We start from the raw sequence: 19,912 nt of genomic DNA, 5'->3' as shown, positions 1-19,912 counted from the left end.
CTATATTCTTAGGTCTTTTTTTCTGACCGGTATCATATATCTGCGTTAGTTACCGCCTATCCTACCGATAACACTCCTTGTTATATACATTCGTAGATTCCTAGATTCTTATCTCGTTATTTGAGTGTAAAATTTACGTCAGTAACCTTTTGTAACCTTGCGTTCTTGTTGACGTTCAATGACTCCGGTTACACTTCCGATGCTACACTCGACTCTCTGCTTAACGCCTTTTAGCGTGTGCATGACCGACTGTAAAACCGCTTGATCGTCCTTTGCCTTACGACGTTCTTTACGAATACGTTTCAGTTCTTTCAACATGTAATTACCACGTGCTGTAGTAAACGTCTCAATTTCAATAGTATGTAAAATATCTTGCTGCGCTATATCGGTTTGTGACCTGCGTATATTCGTTTGTTGCATGTCGGACTCTAACGATTCTAGTTCCGATAGGATACGTTGTAATCGTTTCGTTACGTCTCTCACCGTAAATACCTCCTATTCACTTTCCTTCAGTTCATTTACTAAGTTTTCTAAGCTATACTTGACGTCTTCTAATGTGCGGTAACCGCCGATTATTTTTCCGTTTGTATTTATGTGAAACAAGATATTTTCTAATCGTTTAATAAGAATCTTTTTATCCATATAAATCGTTCCTTTCCATAATTATTTAGAACCTTACAACTTCGCATACGCTCGTTGTATCTCATCATCTATTAGCGACATTCTTTTATTTAAGTAATTACCGCTGAATATATTAATGATGGAAGGATATTTCGCTAGAAATAGACTTCAAGGTTTTAGCTCTTAATCTTTTTCTAGTTAAAAGATAGTTCTTGTTAAGAGTTAGTTCTTGTTAGTGTGAACTACAACCATGTGTGGAAGTCACCATATGTGGTCATGCGTCACATGGACTGATAGATTCCGGTTCATTTCCGAATATTGTTAGCTGACTAATCGGTAGAATCGTATAAACCGCATTCTCCCATTGTTGTGTACGTTCGTGTCTACGTCTCTCTTTAACGACTAACGGCTTTCCATCCCAACGATATTCACATAGCTTTTTGATACGTCTATTGGCGCTCTCACGGCTTATATTAAGTCGTTTTGCAATCATATCTTGCGTTGGATAACATTCGCCATCTTCATCCATGAATGAAGCTAATACGCAAAGAGTCGTCCATCTTTCCGGACCTAAGTCTGCTATTAAACCGGAGTGTACTGCGTCGACATACATCTTAAGGAAGATTCGTGTCTCTCGTTTTCCACTCGTAATTGAATATTCCGTTTGGGCTTCGATTGATACTAATTTGCTATTTTCGCTCACTGTACTCACTCATTCCCACCTCCGTGTAATGCCTTGTGAACTCCTTACATTTACTATGACGCGGGACTTTGTAACCTCGCGCACTTTTCATAAATAAATTTCGGATTTATTTTTCTCATCGCTTATATAAACGTTTAGGCTTTTGAAATTGAGCCAATGTTTTTACGTTTTTCTACCTTTTATACCCCTATACAATTTGTGACTTTAGTTTTAGAATACAGGTAATGGAAGATATAACCTCTTTCTTGTGACTTTTTAAAGGAGGACATAAGATTGAGTGGTACAGTAAGTAAAAATAAGGATACAGGTAAATGGGATTTTGTCTTCGCTATTAAAGATCCAATGACAGGCAAGCGTAAACAGATACGCCGTAGAGGTTTCGCTTCTAAAAGAGAAGCAAATGAAGAAATGACGCTCTTAAAGGCTGATTATCTTAACGATGATTTTCTTAAGCTTTCCCATATGTCATACGAAGCATTTATGGAACAGTGGTTTAAAGAAAGGCAAAATCAGCTTCAAAAATGTACCTTTCGAGCAAATTACACGCATTACTTAAATATAATAAAACCCCGTCTCGGTCATTTGAGGATTCAAGATATTACAACAATGCATCTACAAAATTACATCAACGCGTTAATAGAGGAAAATTATTACTCAAAAGGTACAATAAATTTAGCTTTCAGTTTTATAAAAACCTCTTTGAAAAGAGCGAAGGTACTTAAACTTATAAAGAATAACCCAGCAACCGATGTTGTTTTACCTAGAATAATTAAAACTGAAATGGAAGTATGGACGTTGGATCAGGTAAATTATTTTTTGAGTGGAAGTAAGGCAATGGGGAACGCTACGAGATTTCGTATTAGCTTCTCAATAGCGATATTTACTGGAATGCGTCAAGGGGAGATTTTGGGGCTACGTTGGAAAGATATCGACTTTGAAAATAATAGAATTTTTGTTAGACAAACGTTGTCTGAGCGTGGGGAATTAAAATATGGAGCAAAGAATAAAACTAGCATACGTACAATTCATATTCCGAATATTTTAGTAGAAGAGTTAAGAACTCACCGTAAGTTCGTCGAATATGAAAAAGAAAAAGCCGGTGATAAATACACCGACTTAGACTTAGTTCTCCCCTCGAAATATGGAAAACCTTTAGATTCTCGAAGCATACGTAGATCATTTTACAATGTAACTGAAAAACTCGGTTTACCTAGAATAAGGTTCCATGATTTACGACATACTCACGCTACGCTATTGATTCAACAAAACGTTAATGTAAAACTAATTTCAGAACGACTAGGTCACGCTGATATAGGAACGACATTAAATACGTACAGTCATGTGTTACCTGATATGCAACGTTCTGTAGCCGAGAAGCTCGATGAAATATTCGAAAAGTGTGACCGCTAGTGTGACTCGACCTTCAAATTCCGAAAAAAACGAGTGGAAAAATCGATGGTTACAGGTGTTACTTCACCACAAACCTAGTCTGACTACACCCATCCTTCTGCTTCGTTACTTCTAATACAGCTGGCATTGCGTTTTTCAGCTCTTGAACGTGTGAGATGACACCGATAAATCGGCCTGATTTTTGTAAGTCAATTAAGGCATCTACCGCTTTCGTTAACGATTCTTCATCTAATGAACCGAACCCTTCATCGATGAACATCGTTTCGATGGAAATACCGCCTTCATATGCTTGAATGACATCTGCCATTCCTAGCGCTAGGCAAAGTGATGCGTTAAATTTCTCTCCACCGGATAGTGTTTTTACATCGCGTGTTTGGCCAGTGTATGCATCGTACACATCTAAGCCTAATCCACTTTGACGATTTCTCTTTTCAACTCGTTCACTTCGTTTTAAATAAAATTGTCCGTTTGATAATTTACGTAATCGTTCGTTTGCAATTTGAACAATTTGTTCTAAATACTCAATTAAGATGTAACGTTCAAATGATATACGGCTCTCGTTATCACCTTTCATTACTTCATATAAGTCAACAAGTTCTTGGAAAGCTTTTTCTTCCTCATGAATTTGCTCATCAATACGTCTAATGTTTTCATGTAAATCAGAAATATATGTTACCGCATTTTGCGCACGTTGACGTTTTTCTTTAATGATATCGAGATTAATTTGTAATTCTGTTATGTGTTCACCTAACGCTGTAATATCCATATACTCTTTATCTTTTAATTCAGCTTGTAACTCTTCAATTTGTTTTGCAAGCACTTCAAGCGATGAATAATAACCTTGAATTTCTTTTTGTAACATTTCCATCTCGTGATCGCTTAATTTGGCTTCTTTATACGTGAATTCGTCTGTAAACCCGCTTTGTTCTAGCTCTTTCATAAAGCGTGCGAAAGTCTCTTCTTTCTTTAATTTTGCACTTTCAAATTGATTAGAAGCACCTTTTTGTTCTGCTTGAATACGTATATTTTCATTTTGCCAATGCTGATACGCTTCCTGCACTTTCTTCCATTCGTCCTCCATTAACCTAAGTTCCTGCATAGCTTGGTCAAACTGTGCTTTCCAAGCTTGTACTGTTTGTAAGTTTTCTGGAATATTTCGTTTATCATGTTCATATGACGTACGAAGTTGCATACACTCCATTTCTGTACGGTGCTGCATTGTTTCCACTTCTCGTTTTTGTTTCTGAAGTTCTTCTATTTTTTCTTCTACGCTTTTCATGTTCGCAGCAATCTGCTTACGTGTTTCTTCACTTGCTTTTAACGTATTAACGTCTGCAGCTAATTGTTTTCCTTTTTGAACAAGTGCACTATATGTTTCAGCTAATTTTTCCGAGTTGTAGCCGCGCTTCACAACTTCTTCTATCACTTGTTCATATTGTAGTCGATAGAAATTCCATTTCTCCTCTACTTGCACATGTAATTTTTCAGCAATGTTCTTCTTATCTCTTAAATCGTTTAACTCTTTTTCATCGATCGCATTACTTTGCTCTGTAGCTTTTTGCGGATGATTCGTACTACCACATACCGGACAAGATTCACCGTCATGTAAATGAAGAGCTAATATACCAGCTTGTTCACTTAACCAGCGGCGCTCCATGTTTTCATATGCACGAACTGCCACTTGCATTTTATTATTTGCCGCTTCTTTTTCTTGCTCGAATTTTTGTTTTTCTTGCCAAACATCATATGCTTGCTTTAAAACTTTTGCATCTTCTCGCATATTCGTTAGTTCTTCTACTTTAGCTACATATTGCTCAAGTGCTTGTTCTAATTGCTGCAATTCATCAGACATTCTCTGTTTTTTGTTTGTATGCTCTTCTAGTTGTTGATCTAACTTTTGCATACTTTCTTTTAATTTCCCTATTTGGATTTCGGTATTTTGTAAATTCAGCTTTCTCTCAGCTAATGATTCAATAATCGCTTGTAACTCTTCTAATCTTTGAACAAGTTTTTTAGCCTCTTCTCGCTCAGCTTCTTTATTCTTTACTACTTCATACTTCTCCTGAGCAAGTTCAAAGCTATTCATTATCTGTTCTTGTTTGACGCTTATCTGTTTTAACAAACTTTCAGCTTTCTGCTCATTTTCCATCGCTTCTTCATACCATTGTTCAAATGGTAATAAGCGCTTTGCTTGTTCCGCACGTTTAAAGGATTTTTCTTTCCTTTCAATTGCTGCACGGTTCTCTTGTAAAGTGTTATATTTCTCATTCTTTTGTTGTAAATCTATAAATTTCTCATTTACAGATTTTGCTGCATGAAAACGTGTTTCTGCATCCTTTAATTGCTTCGTTTGAACATCTTGTTCTACTTGTAATTGCTCAACCTCTGCCTTATACACGGTTGTTTCTTGTTCTAACGCTTCTACTACTTGATGCGTATTTACATGTTCTTGTGCCACTAATGTCTCTAATAATGCTCCATCACGGATTGGTAATTTAAAAACATTACGGAAATAGAGCTCTCTCTCTTTTTGTTTTTCTTGCAAGACATCTTTCCATTGTTTTCTCTTTTGATCAAGTAACTCACGCATTAATTTATAACGATCCGTTTTAAAAATACGACGTAAAATCTCTTCTTTGTTTTCCGTCTCAGATGTTAATAGTTTTCGGAATTCCCCTTGGGGTAACATAACAATTTGGCTAAATTGATGTTTACTTAACCCAATTAAATCTTCCACTTTTTTGTTTACGTCTGTTACATGAAAACGATCGACGGCTGGAACGTTTTCTCCATCAATAACTTCATATAATTCTACTGCATGTCCTGTAATGGTCTTATTCCCTTGTTTTTTATGTCCAAGTTGTCGTTTTATTTCATAGCGTTTCCCTTTTAACTGAAAGGTTAATTCAACACTTGTATAAACATTATCATCAGCAAATTGACTTCGAAGCATGCTCGTATCACTACGTTCTTCTCCACTAGCCTCACCATATAACACATAACAAATCGCATCAAAAATCGTTGTTTTTCCAGCTCCCGTATTCCCAGAAATAGCGAAAATACGATGTTCTCCAAGATCTTCAAAATCGATTACTTCTTTCTGTTTATATGGCCCGAATGCTGTCATAATAAGCTGAATCGGTCTCATCCTCGTTCACCTTCCCGTTCTTGCACTGTTTGTAATACATCTATAAATAGGCGTTCTTTCTCTTCTGATAAATCTAACCCTTTCATTTCTTTATAGAAAGCCTTTAAAAGAGATAAATCATCCGTTTTATGTCTTGAAACCGTTACTTCATTTGTATCTGTGAGTTCTCGCCTTTGCATCGCTCTTTCAACGTGCATTGCATTTGGATATACAGATCGTATTTTCTCCATTGGCTGTAAGACAGGGTTTTCGTCTAATAATTTTACAAATACGTAATCTTCACTTACTGGGTGCTGTAATAATTCATCTATTTTCGCTTCTACTGTTCGCATTTTACGACGTGGTGAAAGTAACCTTTTTTCAATTGCTACTTCACCAGTTTCATTCAGTTCTACAATGTAATAACCTTTTTTATGTTTCTCTTCAGAAATTGAATAGGCAAGTGGTGAACCTGAATATCTAATGGTCTCATTACGTACGAAATGCGCTTGATGTAAATGTCCAAGCGCTGTGTAATGAAACTTATCAAAATAATGACTATTTACATATTCAGCACCACCAATTGAAAGTGGTCGTTCTGCATCACTTGTATTCTCCTCCGCTTCTCCTGAAGAAGTTACAAATGCATGTCCAACAAATACATGTCTAGCTTCTTTATCCATCGTTTCAGAGAGCTCATTCATAAAAATGCGCATCGCATCATCATGAGAACGTACGTCTTCATTTTTCAACACGTGTCTAACTATGCTTGGGTCTGCATACGGTATTAGATGGAAGTGAACCTCTCCATATTCATCATTTAGTACAACAGGTTCGTACGGGAATTGAAATTGACCTGCAATATGTAATCCTTGTTTTTTCATTAAACTACTTCCAAAATGGATACGATCCGGACTATCATGATTACCAGCTACTGCAATAACTGGTGTTTGTAAATCAATAACTATTTTTTGCAGCACATCATTTAATAAGTCTACTGCTTCTGTAGGTGGAATTGCTCGGTCATATAAATCCCCTGCAATAATTACAGCATCTGGTTTTTCTTCTTCAACAGCCTGTACAAACTGATCTAATACAATCTTTTGGTCTTCAGTCATATACACGCCATGAACAAGCTTTCCTAAATGCCAATCCGCTGTATGAAATAACTTCATATTTTTCTACTCCTTTTAATTTACTGATTTTAGTGAAACGAGTTGATAGTTTATTGTAGTTTTTCCGTTCTCCCACTCTAGTTTCAATATCGTTGCACTTCCAATTCTTTCTTCATTTGATTTATATAAAGGCAATATTTCTTTAATTGTAAATAAGTGGTAATCATCCAATATTAATTGAAATATATTTTCTTCAATATGTAATCTTACTTCTTTTTCATTTGAAATAATTTTTGTGTGCATCTCAAATTTCATGATAGATACAACCCCTTTTTATAATCTCTACATTTTAATAGTATAGTGGCTATGCAAGATTGACAAGTACATACACAGCAAAGTACACACTTTTCTATTGTTATATGCTTTATGTATTTTATATAAAATACGGTATGTGAAATTTTACATTTCCCCCAAAATAAAAATGCCTATTGTGACATCTTTATTTTTGTATAAAGTCTTTCATTACATAATATAAAACGGTAATTAAGACGATTGCGACGAAAAATGAGAACACTGCGACAATGTAGCCATCTTTATTTAATAAAATACAGAATGAAATAGATATTATAAAAATCGGAAATACGAGACGTACTTTATCCTTCACTTCTTCTGTCGTATCTGTATGATGAAAATACTGCGTTATTCCTATCATTAAAAAAGACAAAATAATAACCGACAATAGTAAAGGTCCTGGCATTCCGATTTCTCCTTTCTCTATTTCTAATTCAATGTAAAATTTTTTATTACAATTGTACGATTTATTTTTTCTTCAAACACACTTTTAGAATTGATAATGAACATTTCACACCTATATAATAGCGCTTTTATCATTATAACTTCAAATAATTACACTTACAGTAATGTTGTAATATTCCCCCTCAGTCTCTGAAATCCTGCAAAGATAACTCGTCAAAATATGCAGTGACCAAATTAATATTTACCGTCAACTTTTGACAAAATTTATAAAGGACATTTCAGTACATATCAAGAATTAAGAATAAGAAGATATGTAAGGGAGGATGCATTATGACTGAACAAGTTTTATTTTCTGTTAGTGAAAACGGCGTTGCGACAATTACTTTAAACCGTCCAAAAGCACTTAATTCTTTATCTTATGACATGTTACAACCTATCGGACAAAAACTTAAAGAGTGGGAACACGATGAGCGTATTGCACTTATCGTGTTAAAAGGAGCTGGCACAAAAGGTTTTTGTGCAGGTGGCGACATTAAAACTCTTTATGAAGCGCGTTCCAATGAAGTGGCATTGCAACATGCAGAACGTTTTTTTGAAGAAGAGTATGAAATTGATACATATATTTATCAATATACAAAACCGATTATTGCTTGTTTAGATGGAATTGTAATGGGCGGTGGTGTCGGTCTTACAAATGGTGCGAAGTATCGCATTGTAACTGAGCGTACGAAATGGGCAATGCCAGAGATGAATATCGGCTTCTTCCCAGACGTCGGAGCTGCATATTTCTTAAATAAAGCGCCTGGATATACAGGACGATTCGTTGCTTTAACAGCATCTATTTTAAAAGCTTCTGACGTATTATTTATTAATGCTGCAGATTACTTTATGACATCTGATTCATTACCAGAGTTTCTTACTGAACTTGAAAGTGTAAATTGGCATAAAGAAGATGATGTACATACTAATTTAAAAGAAGTTATTCGTACATTTGCAACTGCTCCAAACTTAGAAAGCGAGCTGGCTCCTTCATTAGAAGTAATCAATTCACATTTTGCTTTCGATACAATTGAAGAAATCATCCATTCATTGGAGAAAGATGAAAGTTCCTTTGCTCTAAAAACGAAAGAAACACTGTTATCAAAATCCCCTATTTCACTAAAAGTAACATTAAAACAGTTTATTGATGGACAAGATAAATCCGTTGAAGAATGTTTCGCTACGGACCTTATACTTGCTAAAAACTTCATGAGACATAAAGATTTCTTCGAAGGAGTACGCTCCGTTGTCGTTGATAAAGATCAAAATCCGAATTATAAATATAAACAGTTAAGTGACGTTTCAGAAGAAGATGTGAATCGTTTCTTTAACTTACTTAATGCATAAAATGAAATTGTCATGAGGGGATATTTTGTTCATCCCCCACCTAACTTCTTTGCTTCAGCTAAATCTTGTGCGGTGAAAATCTTACTCCCCGCAAATAGCGGTATAAAATCGAGGCTATATAGTAGTGTAATTACAGCTACTATATAGCCTTTTTTATTTAATTATTTTTAATAAAATTTAATTTTATTAAATCCATTTTTATGCTACACTGATTTTAATCAAATATTCTAAAAATAAAAAGGAGGGGCGGCTATGATAGAAAATTATCTTCTTTTCATCATTATGTCTATTTGCCTTATCATTTTACCTGGTCCAGATACAGCAATGGCTACGAAAAATACATTGGTTGCTGGTAAAGTCGGTGGAGTGAAAACAGTGTTTGGTACATGTATTGCACTATTAATTCATACTTTAGCTGCTGTAATTGGTCTTTCTGCACTTATTGTAAAGTCAGCTCTTTTATTTTCTATTTTCAAGTACGTTGGGGCTCTCTATTTAATATATATCGGTATTAAAGCCCTTTTAGCAGTAAGAAACAAAGAAAACTTAGATACAAATGATCTATCTTTGAATAATGAAAACGAACATACTTCTTGCTTTCGCCAAGGATTTCTTACAAATTTATTAAATCCTAAAGTAGCAGTCTTCTTTTTAACTTTTTTACCACAATTTTTAAATCCAAATCATAATACATTTATTCAACTTCTTGTAATGGGCCTTACTTACCTCGTTTTAACAGTCATTTGGTTTGCATTTTATATATTTTTAATTGATAAAATTAGTGCTTTTATGAAAAAACCGAAGACGCAACGTTATATTCAAGGGCTAACAGGAGTCGTCCTAATTGGATTTGGTATTAAACTAGCTTTTGAAAAAAATAATTAACAAGACGAAAACCACCACTATTAATAGTGGTGGTTTTCATCTAATAACTGATTTGGTTGTTTACTCTATATTAAAACCAGCGCTCAGTTACAACTTTTTTACGTGTATAGAATTGAACGCCATCTGTACCATTTGTACCTAAATCACCAAAGAATGAAGCTTTATTTCCTGCAAATGCGAAGAATGCCATTGGTGCTGGAACGTTTACGTTTACACCAATCATACCAGCATCGATATTATCACGGAATGTTTGTGCATGTTTACCATTTGACGTATAAATAACCGCACCATTTGCAAATTTAGATTGATTTGTTAGTTTAATACCTTCTTCTAAATCTTTAACACGTACAATACTTAATACTGGAGCAAAAATTTCATCTTGCCAAATTTTCATTTCTTGATTCACGCCATCAAAGATTGTCGCACCTACAAAGTAACCTTCTCCAACTTCTTCATTAATTTTACGGCCATCTACTAATAAAGTTGCCCCATCTGCTACACCGCTATTAATATAGCCTAAAACGCGCTCTTTATGAGATTCACGGATTAATGGTCCAACATAGTTATCTTCGTTAAAGCCATCGCCTACTTTTAATTTTTTCGTTTCTGCTACTAATACATCAATAAATTCATCAGCAATTTCATCCACTACTGCTACTACTGAGCATGCCATGCAGCGCTCTCCACTACTTGCAAATGCAGATCCAATTACACCTTGTACTGTTTTCTCAAGATTGCAATCTGGCATTACAATCGCATGGTTTTTCGCACCTGCTAATGCTTGTACACGTTTTCCGTGTTTCGTACCTGTTTCATATACGTAACGAGCTACCGGCTCAGAGCCAACGAACGAAACAGCCTGAATATCTTTATTTTCTAAAATGCTATTTACAACATCTTTTCCGCCTTGCACTAAATTTAATACGCCTTTTGGGAAACCTGCTTCATAGAATAATTCTACAAGTCGCTCCGCTAAAAGTGGCGTTCTTTCAGATGTTTTTAATACGAATGTATTACCGCAAGCAATTGCAAGTGGGAACATCCATAACGGAATCATCATCGGGAAGTTAAACGGTGTAATACCAGCAACAACTCCGATTGGGTAGCGCCAAATCGATCCATCAATTCCGCTAGCGATATTCGGAAGTGCTTGACCCATCATTAAATTTGGCGTAGATGTTGCAAGTTCTACCGCTTCAATACCACGCTGTACTTCACCTGTTGCATCCGTTAGCGTCTTACCATTTTCTAGCGTAATGATTTTTGCAAGCTCATCTTTGTTTTCTTGTAATAGCTGTAAATATTTATATAAATTTCTTGAACGATTTGGAACTGGTACTTTAGACCATGTTTCGAATGCTGCTTTTGCCGCTTCAACAGCTTTTTCAACATCTTCTTTTGGAGATAGTGGAACGTAAGCGATAATTTTTCCAGTCGCTGGATTTGGAACTGCTTCTACTTCCGTACCTGTCGATTCAACCCACTCACCGTTAATGTGATTTTTTACTCGTTTAATTTCAGTTGTAATCATTGTATTCTCTCCTTTGTATAATTTATTTTTGATTAGAAATTAATTGCTCGCTAACTTTCTTATATAAAGCAGCCATATCGTTTTCACCATATCCAGCTTGACTCGCTTCGTCATATACGTTTAATAACATTTCGCTTACCGGTAAATGGAGTTCGCTTTCCTTAGCTAAGTCAACTGCAAATCCTAAATCTTTCTTCAATAAGTTCACAGTAAATCCTGGCTCGTAGTTTTCAGGTGCTATAAAACTTTTATAGTTACGTTCATAAATTCTACTTTGACCGTAACTTACATTTAAAATATCAAACATTTTATCTAAATCCATATTATTCTTTTTCGCTAATGTTAAAGCTTCACTCACACCAGCTGTATAAAAACCAATTAATAAGTTATTAATTAACTTAACAGTTGTACCACTATCAATCTGCTCACTAACGTGGAAAATGTTCGCGCCTAGTACGCCCATGATAGATTCCGTTTTCTCATATACGTCTTTTGATCCACCAACCATAAACGTTAATGTACGGTTTTCGGCTCCTATTACACCACCGCTCACAGGTGCTGCTAAAAAGTCTACTTTCTTTTCCTTTGCAGCTTCCTCTAACTGTTTGTTTAACTGCGGCGATACCGTACTTGTATCAATGAAAACTACATTCGAGTGACCATTTTCAAATAATCCTTCTGCTCCAAAATATACCGCTTCAACAGCGCGAGGTGAAGGTAAACTTGTAAAAACTACATCACATGTTTCTGCTAGTTTTGAGATTGATAGACCGATAATTCCGCCTTCTTTTTCAAAGGACGCTTCCGCCTCTTTATTTAAGTCCACGCCATATACTGTGTAACCTGATTTAACTAGATTTTTTGACATTGGAAGGCCCATGTTACCTAAACCGATAAAACCAATCTTTTTCATATCGCTTTCCTCCTATTTACACAATATATTTCCCGCGATTTATAATAGCTTTCGCAATTTCTCTCTTCTTCGTAAATACGTTCGTGTATAAAGGCACTAATAATTGACGGATTTCAGCTAAAATCACATGTCTATCTTGTTCTTCTGTGACAGCCGCTGAAAGTACAGAAATCGCCGCTTCTTCTACTTTACGGTATCCTTCTTCACAAATAACATCCGTTATTAATTGCTTCGTACGTTCTTTTTCCTCACCATTTTTACTTACCGCTTTTCTCGTACGTAAAAACGCTGATTCCATGACGTACACGTCCGTCAACATATTTGAAATTACACGTGAATATTCTTGTTCTTGGTCAATTTTTAGGCCTGGAGTTTTAGAGAGCGTTTCCAAAGATTGTTTCAACAATTTTTTCGCTAATAAAATGTAACGATGGTTTCTTTCTACATTTGCTACATCACTTTCTACTTCAGTATCTTCTAATTGTTCGATTTGCTTCATTAACATTTTGGCAACTGTTAATCTATTAATTTCGTTCGTTCCTTCAAAAATACGACTAATTCTAGAATCACGATATAATCGTTCTACCTCATACTCTTGCATATAACCGTAACCACCATGAATTTGTACAGCTTCATCTACGATATAAGCAAGTGTTTCAGAAGCATTTACTTTATTCAGTGCACATTCAATTGCAAATTGGGACATTTTCTTCATAAGATCTTCATCGCTCTCATGAATTGCTTCATCGATTACACCTGCCGTACGATAAGCTGCACTTTCGGCTCCATATGTAGCAATGATCATATTTGCAATTTTCTCTTGAATCATCGTAAAGTCTACTAATTCCGTTTGGAACTGTTTTCGCTCTTTTCCATATTGAACCGACAAACCAATTGCTTGTTTTGCTGTTCCAATATTTCCAAAAGCAAGTTTAAGTCTAGCAAAGTTAAGAATATTAAGGGCTACGTGATGCCCTTTCCCAACTTCCCCTAAAACATTTTCAGCAGGGATGACAACATCTTCTAAAATAAGAGTCGCTGTTGAAGAACCTTTAATCCCCATTTTCTTTTCTTCTAATCCAATAGATACACCTTCACATGTTCTTTCGACAATAAACGCTGTCATTCCTTTATTTGTCTTCGCAAAAACAACGTATACATCTGCCATATGAGCATTTGTAATCCATTGCTTCTCACCATTTAACTTCCAAGCTGTTCCCTCTTCATTCAATACGGCGCTTGTTTTTGCACTTAATGCATCCGAACCAGCATTTGGCTCTGTTAAAGCATAAGCCCCAATCCATTCTCCCGATGCGATTTTCGGTAAATATTTTTCTTTTTGCTCTTTCGTTCCATAATATATGTAAGGCAATGTACCGACACCAGCGTGTATATTAAAAGAAACGCTAAACGCACCAGCGTAACCCATTTTCTCTGCTACAAGACCTGAGACAGCCTTTCCTAACTCGAACCCGCCATAATCTTCTGGTACCTCAATGCCTAATAATCCAAGTTCCCCAGCTTTCTCAAATAATTGACGAGAAACTTTATAGTTATGTTGTTCAATATTCTCCATTTGTGGAACAATTTCTTGTTTAACGAATTGTTCTGTCGTTTTTGCGATTAAATCTTCATCACCTGAAAAATCTTCTGGTGTAAAGTAAGTATGATTTATATCTTTATTAAGTGAAAAGAATTCATCCCATGGTAACTTCGTTTTCTCCATATGTATCCCCCTATCATTCGGCTTTCATAGCTTTTTGCTTATGCTCGTCTACGATGAGTGGAATATCTTTTTTGAAAATAGAAGGCGATGATTTTTCACATCAAGCATTTTATTTTGCCAAAGATGTATTTTCATCGCCTTCGCTGCTTTATCTATTGATCTTCTGATAATACTGTTTTTGCAATACCAGTATCTAACTCTTCAAAGTCATGATATGAAATTGTTTCGTATAATTCACTTCTCGTTTGCATATTAGAAAGTGCATCTTTTTGAGAACCTGTTTCTTTAATTAAAGCAAACACATTTTCATACGCTTTCGCTGCAACGCGAAGTGAAGTTACAGGATAAATAACCATTTGGAAACCCATATTCGCAAATTCCTCTGCACTATAATATGGAGTTTTTCCGAATTCAGTCATATTCGCAAGCAAAGGTGCATTTACCTTACTATTAAATAGACGGAATTCTTCCTCTGATTGAAGCGCTTCAGGGAAAATTGCGTCTGCACCTGCTTTTACATATGCATTTGCTCTTTCAATTGCTTCATCTAATCCTTCAACGCCACGAGCATCAGTACGTGCTACAATGTATAAGCTCGGTGCAACTTCTTTAATCGCTTTAATTTTTTGAACCAATTCTTCTGTAGTAACAAGTTTCTTACCATTTAAATGTCCACATTTTTTTGGTAATTGCTGATCTTCAATTTGGACAGCTGCTACTTTCGCTTCCACCATTTCTACAGCTGTTCTCGCCACATTTAGTACACCACCAAATCCTGTATCAATGTCAACAAGAACAGGTAAGTCTGTAGCTCTTACTAAATCTCTTGCTCTCTCAGCCACTTCAGTAGACGTCACGATACCTAAATCTGGTAAACCTTTACTTGCAGTATAAGCAGCTCCTGATAAATAAAGAGCTGAAAAACCTGTATTTTTCGCAACAAGAGCTGCCATTGCATCATGAGCACCTGGAATTTGCAAAATTTCATTTGCTTCTACTAAAGCTCGGAATCGATTCGCAAGCTCCTCTTGTGTTGACTGTTTTTTCACAACCCAAGCCATTCTAAATTCCCCCCTATTATTAAATTAAGAATAGATCTACAAATTCGTTTACATTCATATTTTCTAGTTTTTCTTCATTTAAACAAACTTCATGAATTTGTTCTTGTTGCTTACTAGAATAATGACCTGCCATATTTGCAGTGAATTTTTGAACAACTTTTGGAATTGCTTCGTCTCTACGGAAGCGGTGACCAAGCGGATATTCACATTCCACATTTTCTGTTACTGTGCCATCTTTAAAGTGAACTTGAACAGCGTTGGCGATTGAGCGCTTGTTCGGGTCAAGGTAATCTAAACTGTACTGTTTGTTTTCAACAACAACCATCTTATTACGTAATTCATCTACACGTGGATCGTTTGCTACTGCATCTTCATAATCGTCTGCAACGATATCTCCTTTTAATAAACCAATTGCCGTAATGTATTGTAAGCAATGATCACGATCAGCTGGGTTATTTAATGGACCTTCTTTATCAATAATACGAATTGCTGATTCATGAGTTGTAATTGTAATACGGTCAATTTCATCTAATCTCTCTTTAATTTCCGGATGCAACTTCACTGCACATTCTGCAGCCGTTTGTGCATGGAATTCTGCTGGATATGACACTTTAAATAATACATTTTCCATTACATATGACTCTAGTGGTCTTGCTAATTTTAATTCTTGTTTATTGAATAATACATCTTGGAATCCCCATCCTGGCGCAGATAATGCTGTTGGATAACCCATTTCACCTTTTAGAGCAGTCATTGCAAGATGAACACCGCGGCTCGTTGCGTCACCTGCAGCCCATGATTTACGTGAGCCCGTATTTGGAGCATGACGATATGTACGAAGACTAGAATTATCAATCCACGCATGTGATAATGCATTAAAGATTTCTTCACGTGTTCCGCCAAGCATTTTCGCAACTACTGCAGTTGTTGCTACTTTTACATATAATACATGGTCAAGACCAACTCTGTTTAAGCTGTTTTCTAAAGCAAGCACGCCTTGAATTTCATGTGCTTTAATCATCATTTCTAATACTTCACGTACTTTTAAAGCTTCTTTTCCTTCTGAAATACGAACACGGCTAATATAATCTGCAACTGCTAAAATTCCGCCTAGGTTATCAGATGGATGTCCCCACTCTGCTGCAAGCCAAGTATCGTTATAGTCTAACCAACGGATCATACATCCGATATTAAATGCACCTTTTACTGGATCTAGTACATAAGACGTACCTGGTACACGTGTACCATTTGGCACGATTGTTCCTGGCACAACTGGTCCTAGTAATTTCGTACATTCTGGATATTGCAGTGCTAAAATTCCACATCCAAGTGTATCAAGTAATACGTAACGAGCTGTACTGAATGCTTCTGCACTAGTAACCTCTTTATTTAATACATAATCGGTAATCTCTTCTAATAATGCATCTTTTTGCTTAATTTCATTTGTTTTAATCATGCTATTCTTCCCTTTCTGTCGAAAATTCGTTATTATTAATGATGGGTGTCGGTCAAACACCCATCTGGCGGGCGGCGCTAACAACTCCCCAGTTGTTCTTATTTACTAAGTACATGTCGCTCGCCAATATAATTTACACGAGGACGGAACAAACGATTATTTGCATGTTGCTCAATAACGTGCGCACATAACCCCACTGTTCTAGAGCTAAAGAAGATTGGTGTGTAAAGTTGAATTGGAATACCTAGCATCCAATATACTGGAGCTGCATAATAATCAAGATTTGGATAAATTCCTTTTTCTTTTTCCATAATCTTTTCTCCAGCTTCACACATTTCATATAGTGTATAATCACCTTTTACATCACATAACTGTTTTAAAGCTTCCTTCATCATAAGTGCTCTTGGATCCATCTTCTTCATATAAACACGGTGTCCAAAGCCCATAATTTTTTCTTTGTTATATAGTTTCTTCTGTAATAACTCTTCAAATTTCTCAACATTACCAGCTTCTAAAAGCATGTACATAACCGCTTCATTTGCACCGCCATGTAAACTTCCTTTTAAAGATGCAACTGCACCTGTTAAGGCACCGTATAAATCTGATTGTGTTGATGCAATAACGCGAGCTGTAAATGTAGAGTTTGGCATTTCATGCTCACTATATAAAACAAGGGAACGATCAAAGATCTTTTCCTCAAGTTCAGTTGGTTTTTTACCAGTTAACATATAGAAGAAATTCGCACTATAAGATAATTCTTTAAGAGGTTCAATTGGCTCCTCATTATTTAAAATATGATAGCTATTCGCTACAATGTTTGGCACTTTACTTAGCAGCTTGTACCCTCGGCTTTTATTCACTTCTAACGAGCGGTTTTCGATATCATTATCGTAACCAGCTAACGCTGACACACCTGTACGTAATCCATCCATGGGATGCGTCTCTTTAGGCAATGCCTTTAGTACGTTGAATACACCTTCTGGTACTGCATATTCTTCTTTTAATTTCTTTTTAAGTGTTACTTTTTCATCTTCATTCGGTAGGTGTTCCTCCAATAAAAGGTGCACAATGTCTAAATACTCTTTTGTTTTTGAGAGTTCGATTAAGTCATACCCTTGAATTACAATTTCACCTTTTACTGTGTCAAGAAACGAGATTTTCGTCTCCGCTGCCACTATACCATCTAATCCCGGGGAAAATTTCTCTTCAGCTTTCATCATTATTTCCTCCAATCCTAATAGATCTTCGTGCACATAACTGTAAGCCTTTACAATATTGTGAAACTACATTTCTATTTCAATGTATCAGAGTTTTTAGAAGATTTCAATTTATTTTATAATGATAAGTTTCCTACACTTTTCTTACTGTAACAATACAATTTTTTGAAAATAATTCTTATATTTTATAAAGAAAGGATAGACTTCTTTGCGTATTTTCAAAAACAAGATATAAAGATTTTTCATATAACACCGCCAAATATACAATTATTCTAATTTTATTTGAGAAATAGAAAAAACGAGCTGTACATAAATACAGCTCGTTACTATATGATATTTATTTCACTATCTCTTAAATATAATTTTTATATAAAATTTATTCATTTTTAATAAAGTTATTATTTTACATAATTAAATTGAATTTCTTCCATTTCCTCATGATAACTTACAAATAAATCATAGTTTTGAAAATACCAAAGATCATCAGAATCTACAAAAAATATAATACCTTCCTTCTCAACTGACACTATTTCGCCATCGGGTTTCTCAGCAACAACCCCTAAAGAATATCCGGGCTGAATTGAACTATCCCCTCCGTACCTTACAGTAAAACGTACAGATTCACCGTGCTTTATACGTAATTCTTCCTGGAACCATTGCAGAGCTTTACGATCAATTGAAATTCTCATCTTTATTCCTCCAGTTTACGCAAACTCTTTTTTTCCTAATCGTTGTTTTACAAAGAAGACGAAAATAATTAAGGCTATCAATGCTGAAATTGCACTCCCTGAAAATAAAATACGATAACCAAACATTTGTGAAACAACTCCAAGTAAAATAGCACCTAACCCGATTCCTAAATCAAACGCTGTAAAAAATGAAGCATTTGCAACTCCTCTTTTACTCGGATCGACAATTGTAAGCATTGCCGCTTGCAAAGCTGGCTGCGCTGAACCAAATCCAATACCGTATAATGTTGCTGCGATAATTACACCTATCAAACCATTTGAAATAGTTAAAACAACTATAGCTAAAATAGTAATACATAATGCTGGAAGTATAATGAATACTTCTCCATACTTATCTAATAGTTTCCCTGAAATTGGTCTTACAATTGTTAATGCAATTGCATATACAAGAAAGAAAGTTCCCGGGTTTACATGAATTGATGATGCAAATAACGGTAAAAAGGTTGTTATTCCTCCATATGCAAACGATAAAAAGAATACTACAATCGTGATTGTTAATACGGATTTCTCAAATAGCTGAATTTTCCCTTTTTCTTTTTGTGGCGTAAATGGGATCTTCGTTATTAATGATAATACGACTGCCATAAAAGATAACAACGTCGCTAATAAAAATAGACCATCAAATGAATAATTTTGCACAACCCATAATCCAATCATAGGTCCGATCGCCATTGCAATTGTCATCGCCATCCCGTACCAACCCATACCTTCACCGCGGCGTGAATCTGGAATAATATCCGTTATTGCTGTTCCAACAGCTGTTGTAGAAACAGCCCATGTTACTCCGTGAATAACACGTAAAACAGCTAAAAGGACAATAGTCGATGCTATATTATAGGAATACATCGTTAAGCCAAAAAAGATGAGTCCGAAAATAATAAAGGATCTTCTACCATATTGATCTAACATTCCTCCAATAATCGGTCGTATTACAACAGCAGCTATTGTAAACATCCCCATCATAAGTCCAACTTGCGATTCATTGCCACCTATCTCTTTAATAAAGAGCGGGAGCGTTGGAACAAGTAAATAAAATCCTGTAAATAAAAATAACATTGCGAAAGTCATTTGAATAAATGATTTCGTCCATAATCGTTCCATAAAAATACCTCCATACACTCGTAAAATATTACGATTAACACCCTCATTGTATATTTTTTTTATCTCTTTTCCCTCCGCAAATAGACGTATCTTTTCATATTAAATAGTCCACCATCAGCTTACATTAGTCTTAAGACTTTGTACGCATATTTTAA

Annotated in this window: 18 protein-coding genes; 3 read left to right on the top strand and 15 right to left on the bottom strand. The window is 35.5% G+C overall.

What is annotated here, in order from left to right:
- Window positions 1–138: 138 nt before the first annotated feature.
- The 3 genes from BLT20_RS08870 to BLT20_RS08865 form a co-directional block, all read right to left on the bottom strand.
- Entirely contained in the window at window positions 139–483 is a 345-nt protein-coding gene (locus BLT20_RS08870; RefSeq protein WP_073339435.1) for a hypothetical protein, read from the bottom strand.
- A gap of 12 nt (window positions 484–495) precedes the next feature.
- The gene (locus BLT20_RS30515; RefSeq protein WP_176328016.1) at window positions 496–642 is read right to left on the bottom strand and encodes a hypothetical protein; all 147 of its coding nucleotides are present in this window, start codon (window positions 640–642) and stop codon (window positions 496–498) included.
- A 253-nt stretch (window positions 643–895) separates the two neighbouring features.
- Complete coding sequence (locus BLT20_RS08865; RefSeq protein ID WP_073339433.1) at window positions 896–1,333, bottom strand: helix-turn-helix domain-containing protein; 438 nt, start codon at window positions 1,331–1,333, stop codon at window positions 896–898.
- A gap of 264 nt (window positions 1,334–1,597) precedes the next feature.
- Here BLT20_RS08865 and BLT20_RS08860 point away from each other — a divergent pair, with 264 nt between their 5' ends.
- Complete coding sequence (locus BLT20_RS08860) at window positions 1,598–2,734, top strand: site-specific integrase (protein WP_073339430.1); 1,137 nt, start codon at window positions 1,598–1,600, stop codon at window positions 2,732–2,734.
- A gap of 58 nt (window positions 2,735–2,792) precedes the next feature.
- Here the strand turns inward: BLT20_RS08860 and BLT20_RS08855 are convergent, their stop codons facing one another.
- The 4 genes from BLT20_RS08855 to BLT20_RS08840 all read right to left on the bottom strand — a co-directional run bounded on the left by BLT20_RS08855 (window position 2,793) and on the right by BLT20_RS08840 (window position 7,733).
- Window positions 2,793–5,882, bottom strand: coding sequence for an AAA family ATPase (locus BLT20_RS08855; protein ID WP_001247465.1), 3,090 nt, complete (start codon window positions 5,880–5,882; stop codon window positions 2,793–2,795).
- Window positions 5,879–7,036, bottom strand: coding sequence for an exonuclease SbcCD subunit D (locus BLT20_RS08850; RefSeq protein WP_000765150.1), 1,158 nt, complete (start codon window positions 7,034–7,036; stop codon window positions 5,879–5,881). Before BLT20_RS08850 ends, BLT20_RS08855 begins: the two co-directional genes overlap by 4 nt.
- Window positions 7,037–7,051: 15 nt before the next feature.
- Entirely contained in the window at window positions 7,052–7,291 is a 240-nt protein-coding gene (locus tag BLT20_RS08845) for a DUF2584 family protein (protein ID WP_000667341.1), read from the bottom strand.
- A gap of 184 nt (window positions 7,292–7,475) precedes the next feature.
- Entirely contained in the window at window positions 7,476–7,733 is a 258-nt protein-coding gene (locus BLT20_RS08840; RefSeq protein WP_001119404.1) for a hypothetical protein, read from the bottom strand.
- Between the two features lie 329 nt (window positions 7,734–8,062).
- Between BLT20_RS08840 and BLT20_RS08835 the strand changes: the two genes are divergently transcribed.
- The gene (locus BLT20_RS08835) at window positions 8,063–9,118 is read left to right on the top strand and encodes an enoyl-CoA hydratase/isomerase family protein (RefSeq protein WP_000139778.1); all 1,056 of its coding nucleotides are present in this window, start codon (window positions 8,063–8,065) and stop codon (window positions 9,116–9,118) included.
- 252 nt (window positions 9,119–9,370) lie between these two features.
- Window positions 9,371–10,003, top strand: coding sequence for a LysE family translocator (locus BLT20_RS08830; RefSeq protein WP_000572360.1), 633 nt, complete (start codon window positions 9,371–9,373; stop codon window positions 10,001–10,003).
- A 70-nt stretch (window positions 10,004–10,073) separates the two neighbouring features.
- Here the strand turns inward: BLT20_RS08830 and BLT20_RS08825 are convergent, their stop codons facing one another.
- The 8 genes from BLT20_RS08825 to BLT20_RS08790 form a co-directional block, all read right to left on the bottom strand.
- Window positions 10,074–11,534, bottom strand: a complete 1,461-nt coding sequence (locus BLT20_RS08825) for a CoA-acylating methylmalonate-semialdehyde dehydrogenase (RefSeq protein ID WP_000633344.1) — start codon at window positions 11,532–11,534, stop codon at window positions 10,074–10,076.
- Between the two features lie 22 nt (window positions 11,535–11,556).
- Window positions 11,557–12,447 (bottom strand): NAD(P)-dependent oxidoreductase, encoded by an 891-nt coding sequence (locus tag BLT20_RS08820; protein ID WP_000719409.1) that lies wholly within the window; start codon window positions 12,445–12,447, stop codon window positions 11,557–11,559.
- A 16-nt stretch (window positions 12,448–12,463) separates the two neighbouring features.
- Window positions 12,464–14,173, bottom strand: a complete 1,710-nt coding sequence (locus tag BLT20_RS08815; protein WP_000416000.1) for an acyl-CoA dehydrogenase family protein — start codon at window positions 14,171–14,173, stop codon at window positions 12,464–12,466.
- Window positions 14,174–14,325: 152 nt separating this feature from the next.
- Entirely contained in the window at window positions 14,326–15,234 is a 909-nt protein-coding gene (gene prpB / locus BLT20_RS08810; protein WP_000312639.1) for a methylisocitrate lyase, read from the bottom strand.
- A 19-nt stretch (window positions 15,235–15,253) separates the two neighbouring features.
- Window positions 15,254–16,690 (bottom strand): 2-methylcitrate dehydratase, encoded by a 1,437-nt coding sequence (gene prpD, locus BLT20_RS08805; protein WP_000598123.1) that lies wholly within the window; start codon window positions 16,688–16,690, stop codon window positions 15,254–15,256.
- A gap of 98 nt (window positions 16,691–16,788) precedes the next feature.
- Entirely contained in the window at window positions 16,789–17,910 is a 1,122-nt protein-coding gene (mmgD, locus tag BLT20_RS08800) for a citrate synthase (protein ID WP_002025748.1), read from the bottom strand.
- A gap of 395 nt (window positions 17,911–18,305) precedes the next feature.
- Window positions 18,306–18,596, bottom strand: coding sequence for a HesB/YadR/YfhF family protein (locus BLT20_RS08795; protein ID WP_001222842.1), 291 nt, complete (start codon window positions 18,594–18,596; stop codon window positions 18,306–18,308).
- A gap of 15 nt (window positions 18,597–18,611) precedes the next feature.
- A complete protein-coding gene (locus BLT20_RS08790) occupies window positions 18,612–19,757 on the bottom strand; it encodes an MFS transporter (protein ID WP_000440662.1) in 1,146 nt (381 codons plus the stop codon).
- Window positions 19,758–19,912: the final 155 nt, after the last annotated feature.

Source organism: Bacillus sp. cl96 (assembly GCF_900100505.1).
Lineage (GTDB): Bacteria > Bacillota > Bacilli > Bacillales > Bacillaceae_G > Bacillus_A > Bacillus_A cereus.
This window is presented reverse-complemented; position numbering and strand designations above follow the sequence as displayed.

What these genes read in the sequence shown, in the direction of transcription:
- BLT20_RS30515 (WP_176328016.1), bottom strand. Translation starts at nt 642, where the DNA reads ATGGATAAAAAGATTCTTATTAAACGATTAGAAAATATCTTGTTTCAC.
- BLT20_RS08855 (WP_001247465.1), bottom strand. Translation starts at nt 5,882, where the DNA reads ATGAGACCGATTCAGCTTATTATGACAGCATTCGGGCCATATAAACAG.
- BLT20_RS08850 (WP_000765150.1), bottom strand. Translation starts at nt 7,036, where the DNA reads ATGAAGTTATTTCATACAGCGGATTGGCATTTAGGAAAGCTTGTTCAT.
- BLT20_RS08845 (WP_000667341.1), bottom strand. Translation starts at nt 7,291, where the DNA reads ATGAAATTTGAGATGCACACAAAAATTATTTCAAATGAAAAAGAAGTA.
- BLT20_RS08840 (WP_001119404.1), bottom strand. Translation starts at nt 7,733, where the DNA reads ATGCCAGGACCTTTACTATTGTCGGTTATTATTTTGTCTTTTTTAATG.
- BLT20_RS08835 (WP_000139778.1), top strand. Translation starts at nt 8,063, where the DNA reads ATGACTGAACAAGTTTTATTTTCTGTTAGTGAAAACGGCGTTGCGACA.
- BLT20_RS08830 (WP_000572360.1), top strand. Translation starts at nt 9,371, where the DNA reads ATGATAGAAAATTATCTTCTTTTCATCATTATGTCTATTTGCCTTATC.
- BLT20_RS08825 (WP_000633344.1), bottom strand. Translation starts at nt 11,534, where the DNA reads ATGATTACAACTGAAATTAAACGAGTAAAAAATCACATTAACGGTGAG.
- BLT20_RS08820 (WP_000719409.1), bottom strand. Translation starts at nt 12,447, where the DNA reads ATGAAAAAGATTGGTTTTATCGGTTTAGGTAACATGGGCCTTCCAATG.
- BLT20_RS08815 (WP_000416000.1), bottom strand. Translation starts at nt 14,173, where the DNA reads ATGGAGAAAACGAAGTTACCATGGGATGAATTCTTTTCACTTAATAAA.
- prpB (WP_000312639.1), bottom strand. Translation starts at nt 15,234, where the DNA reads ATGGCTTGGGTTGTGAAAAAACAGTCAACACAAGAGGAGCTTGCGAAT.
- prpD (WP_000598123.1), bottom strand. Translation starts at nt 16,690, where the DNA reads ATGATTAAAACAAATGAAATTAAGCAAAAAGATGCATTATTAGAAGAG.
- mmgD (WP_002025748.1), bottom strand. Translation starts at nt 17,910, where the DNA reads ATGATGAAAGCTGAAGAGAAATTTTCCCCGGGATTAGATGGTATAGTG.
- BLT20_RS08795 (WP_001222842.1), bottom strand. Translation starts at nt 18,596, where the DNA reads ATGAGAATTTCAATTGATCGTAAAGCTCTGCAATGGTTCCAGGAAGAA.
- BLT20_RS08790 (WP_000440662.1), bottom strand. Translation starts at nt 19,757, where the DNA reads ATGGAACGATTATGGACGAAATCATTTATTCAAATGACTTTCGCAATG.